We start from the raw sequence: 682 nt of genomic DNA, 5'->3' as shown, positions 1-682 counted from the left end.
GATTGGGGTGAAGTCGTAACAAGGTAGCCGTATCGGAAGGTGCGGCTGGATCACCTCCTTTCTATGGAGACTCGGCTCTGCGATGAGCCAGTCAAGTGCGAAAGCACACAAACGCTGATTTTTCATATCATTTGTTCAGTTTTGATGGAGTTTGCAATCAATATTCGGGGCCATAGCTCAGCTGGGAGAGCGCCTGCCTTGCAAGCAGGAGGTCAGCGGTTCGATCCCGCTTGGCTCCACCATTAACCTAATGCATACTTCCGCCGCCGATAAGGCGGTGTTGTTGACACTGGGAAGATAAAGCAAACCATCAGGTTGACAACCAACATCGTTCTACGAATGTAAAGGTTGCAACATTGTTGACGAATCTTCGATTCGCAACTTGTTCCTTGAAAACTAGATAACGAAACGAAACGTAAAGCGTGAAACTTAGAATTCCTAATCACCATTTGTGTAAACAAGTGATGAAGTGAATATTTTTAGCTGGTTCTAACGAACCTGGCAATTTAACAATTGCCTACGGTTAAGCTAATAAGAGCACACGGAGGATGCCTAGGCGCTAGGAGCCGAAGAAGGACGTGGCGAACGACGAAATGCCTCGGGGAGCCGTAAGCAGGCTTTGATCCGGGGATGTCCGAATGGGGGAACCCGGCTGTGGTAATGCGCAGTTACTCATCACTGA

1 tRNA gene and 2 rRNA genes are annotated in these 682 nt (G+C 48.2%); all 3 read left to right on the top strand.

From position 1 onward, the window contains the following. A 16S ribosomal RNA gene (locus ICC18_RS33380) occupies positions 1–61 on the top strand; the annotation flags it as partial. 105 nt (positions 62–166) lie between these two features. Next, a tRNA-Ala gene (locus ICC18_RS33375) sits at positions 167–242 on the top strand. A gap of 279 nt (positions 243–521) precedes the next feature. After that, positions 522–682, top strand: a 23S ribosomal RNA gene (locus ICC18_RS33370); the annotation flags it as partial.

Source organism: Paenibacillus sedimenti (assembly GCF_014534655.1).
GTDB classification, from domain to species: Bacteria; Bacillota; Bacilli; order Paenibacillales; family NBRC-103111; genus Paenibacillus_E; species Paenibacillus_E sedimenti.
Note: the sequence above shows the minus strand (reverse complement) of the source record. Positions and strands in the feature narration are given on the sequence as shown.